Raw genomic sequence first — 7,290 nt, 5'->3', positions numbered from 1 at the left:
TGCAATTACCCGGGTTTTGTGGTTTAATTATGAAAGAATAGCATTTTTAGAATTACCACCACTACAAGGCTGGGTAGCATGTTGAGCACTTTTAACTTTTTTATTTCTAAGATGTTAATTCCGAGACCTATAAGGAGCAGTCCCCCTGTTGCGGTAAGCTCCAGTATCAGGGAATCGGTAAAAAAACTTTGAAGAGAACTGGCAAATAAAGTTATTCCACCCTGGTAGAGAAGAAGAGGAATGATGGAGAAAATCACCCCCGCTCCTAAAGAGGCGGATAGAGCAATGGATGAGAAACCATCCAGCACCGATTTAGCTAAAAGAAGATGGGGAGGGTTACCCAGGCCTTCCTCTATGGCTCCCAAGATAGTCATAGAGCCCATGCAAAAGAGCAAAAAAGCAGTTACCAAACCCTCAGCGAAACGATCATTTTTTGATTTGATAAGGGATTTTAGATTTTCTCCCAGGTGGTTGAGCCCTTTTTCTAAATCGAGCAATTCTCCTATTATGGAGCCCAGGACGATACTGAATATTAAAAGCAAAAAGTTCTGGGTTTTTATGGCTAAGGATACTCCCAGAGAAAGAGTAAATAGACCAATGCCCTGGAAGACGATAAGCGATATCCGCTCCGGTAAGCGGGAGCGGATAATCATTCCTACCATGCCGCCTATAAGAATTGCTCCAGCGTTAGCCAGGGTTCCTAAGGGTAACATAAAAAACGGTAATTTACGCTTTTTTAACTTTTCCTGCTTGCAAGCAAGAAGTACAAACTTTTATTTTTCTGGTTTCGCCGTCTACAACTGCTCTCACTTTCTGAATGTTGGGACGCCAAGTCTTTCTGCTTACCCGGTGAGAGTGGCTTATTTTATTACCGAAGGAAGTGGTTTTACCACAGATTTCACATTTTGCCATTGTTATTACTCCTTTCCTTTCTCAGAGTCGGGTAAAAATATAGCAGTTTTGAAGATGTAATGCAAGATGGGTTAAAATAGAAAAGTGATTGAGAGAAAAATAGATAGAGAATTAGTACTGAAAATAATAGAGAGAGAAAAACAGAGACTGGATAACCTCTCCGTTTTTGGGGGATTCAGTAACTTTTTGAGTGGCTGGCTTACAGAACGGGGAGAGGGGGGAGATTTTTATTCTCTTCTTCTGAACTACGATAATTTAACTCTGGAAGAGAGAAGCAAACTACTGCAGGATATGGAAGAAAAGCTGAAATCTCAAAGTGACGATGGTGATATTCTTAAGGTCTCTTCTTCAGATTTACCTTCACCAGAGAAAGAAAAAAGTTTTTCTGATGGGGAAGGGAATCTCTCTACTCCGGTGAGATACATTAAAGGAGTAGGTCCGGTTCTGGAGAAAAAATTAAACCGTCTGGAAATCAAAACAGCAGAAGACCTTATCTTTTTCTTTCCTCGTTATTATCGGGACCGAGGAGAGGTAAAACCCATTTCTCAACTCCGGGGAGAAGGATGGGAAACTATCCAGGGAGTGGTTACTTCTCAAAGTCGGGTGGCTACTCGACGGGGGCCATTACTTAAAATCGCCGTGAGCGATGGAACGGGTAAAATAAACCTGGTGTGTTTTAATAGAAATTATCTGGCCAAAACTTTGCGAAAAGGCGTGAAAGTTCAAGTTTCGGGAAATTTTCGTCGGTCTTTTGGTAACTGGGAAGTAGCTGATTTTGACTACCAGCTGGTGACGAAAGAAAATCATAGATGGGATAGAATAATTCCCATCTATAGCCTTACTGAAGGATTAAGTTTAAAAAAGCTGCAATCCATTATTTATTATGCCCTGGATAATTTTTTAGGGGAGGTAGAAGAAATTCTTCCCTCTTCTTTAGTGGCAAGGCACAATTTTTTACCCAAAAGGGTAGCTATAGAGGAACTGCACCGTCCTTCCCGCTCTTCAGTAGCGGAATTAAACTCCCGACGCAGTAGAGCTCACTTAACTATCATTTTTGAGGAATTTTTGCTTTTTGCTTTAAGTTTGAAAATCCGTCGGCAGGAATTAGCAGATTGTGAGGTCCCTCCCTGTGTTTCTGATTCAGCGCTGGTAAAAAATTTTTTAGTTCAACTTCCCTTTACCCTGACCTCTGCTCAAGAGAGGGTAGTAAAAGAGATTCATGAGGATTTAGTTAGTGGACGGCTAATGAATCGTTTAGTGCAGGGAGATGTGGGTTCAGGAAAAACACTGGTTGCTTTACTTGGGGCTCTCCAGGTTATTGATTCGGGAAGACAGGTAGCTTTTATGGTTCCTACTGAAATTTTAGCTGAACAGCATTACAACCGGTTTAAAGATTTATTGTCTTCTCTGGGGGTGAGAGTGGGACTTCTCAAGGGGGGAACCAACAAAGAAAAGAAAAAATTGATAGAGGAAATCAGAAAAGGGGAAGTTGATCTGGTAATTGGTACTCACGCCCTTATTGAGGAAAACATTACTTTCCCCCGGCTGGGCCTTACTATTGTGGATGAACAACATCGCTTTGGGGTGTTACAGAGGGCAAAATTAAAAGAGAAAGCCTCTATTCCGCACCTTTTGGTGATGACTGCCACTCCTATTCCTCGGACGTTAGCATTAACTCTTTATGGGGATTTAGATATTTCTGTGGTAGATGAAAAACCAGCGGGCAGAAAACCGGTGACTACTCTCTGTTTTTCTCTTAAAGAGAGGTTTAAAGCTTATAATCGAGTGCGAAAGCAGATAGAGGAAGGAAGACAGGCTTTTGTGGTATGTCCGGCCATAGAAGAAAGTGAGGCAGAAATCAGTAATGTAGTAGAGGTAACAGAGCTTTTACGCTCTTCCTGGCTTTCGGGCTTTCGAATAGAGATGATTCATGGTAAACTCCCTTCTCGGGAGAAGGAAGAAATCATGGAACGTTTTTCTCGAGGGGATATAGATGTTTTAGTGGCTACTTCAGTTATTGAGGTGGGAATTGACATTCCCAACGCCAGCGTGATGGTAGTAGAAAATGCCGAGAGGTTTGGCCTGGCGCAACTGCACCAGTTGAGAGGTAGAATCGGGAGAGGAGAGGCAGCAGGCCTCTGTATACTTTTAGCTGAAGCCCGTACTGAGGAAGCTCGCCGGCGGATGGAAATAATGGTGGCTACCGACGACGGTTTTCGCATTGCCGAAGAGGATCTTCGCTTGCGAGGACCGGGTGAATTTTACGGAGTTAGACAGCACGGGGTGCCTGAATTTCACCTGGCTGACCCTTTTGAAGACTGGTCTATTCTGGAGAGGGCTAACGAAGAAGCAAAGTTAATCCTTGATGAAGACCCAGAATTAAAAAGAGAAGAAAATCGTTTATTAAAAAAGGAAATTAACAGGAGATTTGGCCGTTATCTGGAGTTTGGAGAGATAAGTTAGATGGGTTATTTGTATCTGGTGGGAGGAAAAGATAAAGGGAGAAAGATAGTCACCCCCCCGGGTAAGAAGGTTCGTCCTATGCCCGGGGTTATGCGTAAGGCAATATTTGAAATTTTGCAAGAAGAAATACCAGAAAGTGTGGTTTTTGATATTTTCGCTGGAAGCGGCTCTCTGGGTTTTGAGGCTCTAAGTCGAGGAGCAAGCCAGGTTTATTTTTTAGAAAAAGACTCCTATCTTTGTTCGCTTCTGGAGAGAAATATAAAGACCTGCGGTTTTGAAGAAAGAGCCCGGGTTTTGAGAAGGGATTTTTTGCATTCTTTTCCTTTTCCTTCTCGAAGCATTAAACCGGACATCGTTTTTGTGGATCCTCCTTTTTCTATGGATAGCAAAAGCGTTTTGAAAAAGTTGTATAATTTTAAAGTGATTCTGGAGGATGCTCTGATAGTATTTCGTTATCCTGAAGAACAGGACCCTTTCCGAGACTGTGATTTTTTTAAAATAGAGGATCGCAGAAAGTATGGAAGGAGCATTTTAATATTCGGCTCTTTTAAGGCCAATTCTTGATGAAGGAGAGATTGACTTTGATAGCGATATATCCGGGGAGTTTTGACCCTCTGACTAATGGGCATCTGGATGTCATTGAACGAGGAAGAAAGATTTTTGATCGTTTGGTAGTGGGGATATTAAAAAATCCCCATAAGCAGCCTCTTTTTACCTCAGAAGAAAGAAAAACCATGATTGAAGAAGCAGTAAAACCTTTTTCTAACGTGGAAGTAGAAATTTTCGATGGTTTATTGGTCAACTTTGCTCGTGAGAGAGGATGTCAGGTTATTCTTCGAGGTTTGAGAGCTATTTCTGATTATGAGTATGAAACTCAGATTGCTCTCATTAATCGGAAGATGGCTCCCGAGATAGAAACTTTGTTTTTACCCACCAGTGCCGAATTTTCTTATCTTAACTCAACCATAGTAAAAGAGATTGCTTCTTTCGGTGGTTGTATCAGGGGGTTAGTGCCGCCAGCAGTAGAAAAGAAATTGAGAGATAAGTTTGATAGGGGAAATCTTTCTAATTTTTAACTTTAATAGAGGAGATAACTTCCTTTAAATGGAAAAGTTATACATACTACTTATAAAAGGGAGTAGATAAAATGGATATATTGAGCGAGATCAGAAAAAGAGCTAAAGCACTACAAAAAAGAATTGCTTTGCCTGAAAGCCAGGATGGGCGAGTTCTGAAAGCGGCAGAGATAGCTCAAAAAGAGGGCATAGCTTCTGTAGTTCTTCTGGGAGAAGAGGGAACGATTGCCGAAAAAGCGCAAGAGTTGAATCTTGACCTCTCGGGGGTGGAGATAGTTAATCACTTAAGAGATGAGAAAAGAGAATTTTATATTGACGACCTTTACCAGTTGAGGAAGAATAAGGGTCTTTCCTGGGAGGGAGCTGAAGACTTATTAAAAAGCCCCATGTATTATGCCTGTATGATGTTGCGGGAAAATAGAGTTGATGGGGTAGTAGGAGGAGCGATTCTATCCAGTTCTGATGTGATAAGACCAGCTCTACAGATTATTAAGACAGCGCCGGGAATTAAATTAGCCTCTAGTTGTTTCTTAATGGTGGTTCCTGATTGTTCTTACGGAGAAAATGGCATTTTTCTGTATGCCGACCCGGCATTGAATCCCAATCCCGATGCTGAGGAGTTAGCTCATATTGCTATTACTACCGCTCGCACTGCCGTTTTTCTTCTGGATGCTGAACCCCGGGTGGCGATGCTATCTTTTTCTACCAAAGGTAGCGCCAAACATGAGTTAGTAGACAAAGTAATAGAGGCAACTCGTATTGCCCATTCTCTAAATCCAGATTTACTTTTAGATGGGGAACTGCAGCTTGACGCAGCGTTGGTTCCTGAAGTGGCAAAAATAAAAGCGCCTGGAAGCCCGGTGGCAGGAAAAGCCAATGTTTTGGTCTTTCCCGATCTGAATGCCGGTAATATTTCTTACAAGTTGACCGAGCGCCTGGCTAAAGCTACGGCTGTTGGTCCTATTTTGCAGGGTCTGGCTAAACCAGTCAATGACCTTTCTCGAGGGGCTAAGGTAGAAGATATAGTGGATCAGATAGCTGTTACTGTTTTGCAAACTCAATTTTAAGTTAGGAGGATAAAAAATTGAATATACTGGTGGTCAACTGTGGAAGCTCGACGGTTAAATATCAGCTCTTTCATGTAAAAGGAGAAGAAGATTATCAAGTATTAGCAAAAGGAATAGTGGAGAGAATAGGAGCACCCGGGTCTCGTCTGGAACACAATGGCAATGGCCAGGTTTTTACTCAGGAAAGGGAAGTTCCCAATCATCGAATAGCTATACAGTGGGTGATAGAAGTTTTGACTCAAGAAGAAACTCGAGTTTTAGAAAGCGTTGATGAAATTGAGGCAGTAGGTCATAGAGTACTGCACGGAGGAGAGAAGCTCACCGGCTCGGTGTTAGTTGATGATGAGGTTTTAGAGATTATCAGGGAATGTATTGATTTAGGTCCCTTGCATAATCCTGCCAATATTTTAGGGATAGAAGCCTGTCGGGAGTTAATGCCTGATGTGCCACAGGTGGCAACTTTTGATACTGCTTTTCACGGGACTATGCCCGAACATGCTTATATTTATGCTATTCCTTATGAGTATTATGAAAAATATCGTATCAGGAGATACGGCTTTCATGGTACTTCTCATCAATACGTATCAGAACGGGCAGCCAAAATACTGGATAAAGACCCTCGTGATTTAAAATTAATTACTTGTCATATGGGTAGCGGGGTAAGTTTTGCGGCAGTAAAAGGGGGTAAATCCATAGATACTTCTATGGGACTTACTCCTTTAGAAGGGCTGGTGATGGGAACGCGCTCTGGAGATTTAGACCCGGCCATACCCCTATTTTTAATGAGAAAAGAGGGGCTATCGGCTGAGGAAATGGATGAGATATTGAATAAAAAAAGTGGGGTGCTGGGTGTCTCAGGAATTAGTAGTGATACTCGGGATATTGAAGCTGCTGCTCCTTTTAATCATAGAGCTCAACTGGCTCTGGATTTGATGATTTATCGGGCTAAAAAATATATCGGCTCTTATTATGCTATTTTAGGAGGACTGGATGGTTTAGTTTTTACTGCTGGTATAGGAGAGAATTCTTCTTACATTAGAAAATCTGTTTGTCAGGGATTGGAACATTTAGGTATACTAATAGACGAAGAGCGGAATAAAGTGAACAGAAAAGAGGCTTTTATAAGTAGCGATCAGTCCCGGGTAGCAGTAATGGTTATTCCTACCAACGAAGAGCTGATAATTGCTCGAAATACCCGGGCTCTAGCAAGGAAAAGAGGTGAGAACGATGCGGCTTTACATCGGGGAAGTGAAAAAAAGTGTAGGAAGGACTTTCCATGATATTGAAGAAGAGAATTTCCCTTCTCTGAGCTGGGAAGGGAAAAAGCTACCTTTTGCGCAACCAGTAAGGGTGGATGCTCTCCTTACAAACTGTGGAAGTGAAATTCTGGTAAAAGGAGTAGTGGATACTGCACTCGTAATGTCCTGCTCCCGCTGTTTGGAACCCTCAATACAGGAGATAAAGGCTGTTTTTTACTTAGAGTACCGGAACTTGAGTCGTATCCATCGTCTCTCTGATATAGAAGCAGAAGCCAGTGAATCCGATGAAGTGGGGTACTTCTGGGAAGAAGATAATTATGTGGAAGTAACACGGGAAGTAGAAGAAGTTATTTTTATAAATCTACCCATGAAACCTTTGTGCTCTCCTGATTGTCGAGGGTTATGTCCAGTTTGTGGGGCAAATCGGAATAAAGAAAAGTGTTTCTGTGAAGAAGCGATAGATCCTCGATTGGCGGTATTGAAAAATTGGGCTAAGGAAAACTTATAACTTTC

The 7,290-nt window shown here is 41.9% G+C and carries 8 protein-coding genes; 6 read left to right on the top strand and 2 right to left on the bottom strand.

From position 1 onward, the window contains the following. Positions 1–23 precede the first annotated feature (23 nt). On the bottom strand, positions 24–713 hold the full coding sequence (locus GXZ17_RS05905; RefSeq protein WP_409376365.1) for a DUF554 domain-containing protein: 690 nt from the start codon (positions 711–713) through the stop codon (positions 24–26). A 13-nt stretch (positions 714–726) separates the two neighbouring features. Next, complete coding sequence (gene rpmB, locus GXZ17_RS05900; RefSeq protein WP_409376364.1) at positions 727–912, bottom strand: 50S ribosomal protein L28; 186 nt, start codon at positions 910–912, stop codon at positions 727–729. An 84-nt stretch (positions 913–996) separates the two neighbouring features. On the opposite strand from rpmB, the gene recG reads away from it, so the two are divergent. The 6 genes from recG to GXZ17_RS05870 all read left to right on the top strand — a co-directional run bounded on the left by recG (position 997) and on the right by GXZ17_RS05870 (position 7,285). After that, positions 997–3,375 carry an ATP-dependent DNA helicase RecG gene (gene recG / locus GXZ17_RS05895; RefSeq protein ID WP_409376363.1) on the top strand — a complete coding sequence of 793 codons (2,379 nt, stop codon included), beginning with the start codon at positions 997–999 and terminating at the stop codon, positions 3,373–3,375. Then, positions 3,376–3,939 (top strand): 16S rRNA (guanine(966)-N(2))-methyltransferase RsmD, encoded by a 564-nt coding sequence (gene rsmD / locus GXZ17_RS05890; RefSeq protein ID WP_409376362.1) that lies wholly within the window; start codon positions 3,376–3,378, stop codon positions 3,937–3,939. It begins immediately after the preceding gene. Between the two features lie 17 nt (positions 3,940–3,956). Continuing rightward, positions 3,957–4,451: a pantetheine-phosphate adenylyltransferase gene (coaD, locus tag GXZ17_RS05885; RefSeq protein ID WP_409376361.1), complete on the top strand. Its 495-nt coding sequence runs from the start codon at positions 3,957–3,959 to the stop codon at positions 4,449–4,451. A gap of 71 nt (positions 4,452–4,522) precedes the next feature. Next, complete coding sequence (gene pta, locus GXZ17_RS05880; protein ID WP_409376360.1) at positions 4,523–5,518, top strand: phosphate acetyltransferase; 996 nt, start codon at positions 4,523–4,525, stop codon at positions 5,516–5,518. A gap of 17 nt (positions 5,519–5,535) precedes the next feature. Continuing rightward, positions 5,536–6,798, top strand: coding sequence for an acetate/propionate family kinase (locus GXZ17_RS05875; protein ID WP_409376359.1), 1,263 nt, complete (start codon positions 5,536–5,538; stop codon positions 6,796–6,798). Then, on the top strand, positions 6,746–7,285 hold the full coding sequence (locus GXZ17_RS05870) for a YceD family protein (protein ID WP_409376358.1): 540 nt from the start codon (positions 6,746–6,748) through the stop codon (positions 7,283–7,285). Before GXZ17_RS05875 ends, GXZ17_RS05870 begins: the two co-directional genes overlap by 53 nt. The last annotated feature ends 5 nt before the right edge of the window (positions 7,286–7,290 follow it).

It is taken from the genome of Candidatus Sordicultor fermentans (genome assembly GCF_012728195.1).
In the GTDB taxonomy this organism is placed as follows: domain Bacteria; phylum Atribacterota; class Atribacteria; order Atribacterales; family Caldatribacteriaceae; genus Sordicultor; species Sordicultor fermentans.
This window is presented reverse-complemented; position numbering and strand designations above follow the sequence as displayed.